The 280-nt window shown below is 67.1% G+C and carries 1 pseudogene; it reads right to left on the bottom strand.

Annotated elements, in window-relative coordinates:
- Positions 1-280: pseudogene (locus tag A3764_RS25485) on the bottom strand (hypothetical protein); the annotation flags it as partial.

Below are 280 nucleotides of genomic sequence, written 5' to 3'. Positions count from 1 at the left end.
CGCAGCCACGATTAGCGGCGCCGTGCCCCGGGCGATGGGGTAGACCTGGCTCAGATCACCGGCCCGGTAAGCATTGAGCAGGAATATCTGGTAGCCGAAATGACAGGCCATGCCCGCCAGCAGGTAGGGCCAGCTCGCCAAGTCGGGCGCAGGCGCGACGGCCAAGGCCAGCAGGGACGCGGGAAGATGGCCGATGATGACGCCGCTCATGTTCACCCGCTTGTCCGCCCCGCCCTTCACGAGCGCGTTCCAGCCCGCGTGCATAAGCGCGGCACAGAGA

It is taken from the genome of Sulfitobacter sp. HI0129 (assembly GCF_001635395.1).
Taxonomy (GTDB): Bacteria; Pseudomonadota; Alphaproteobacteria; order Rhodobacterales; family Rhodobacteraceae; genus Sulfitobacter.
The sequence above is the reverse complement of the archived record's forward strand: the minus strand, read 5'-3'. Positions and strand labels throughout refer to the sequence as shown.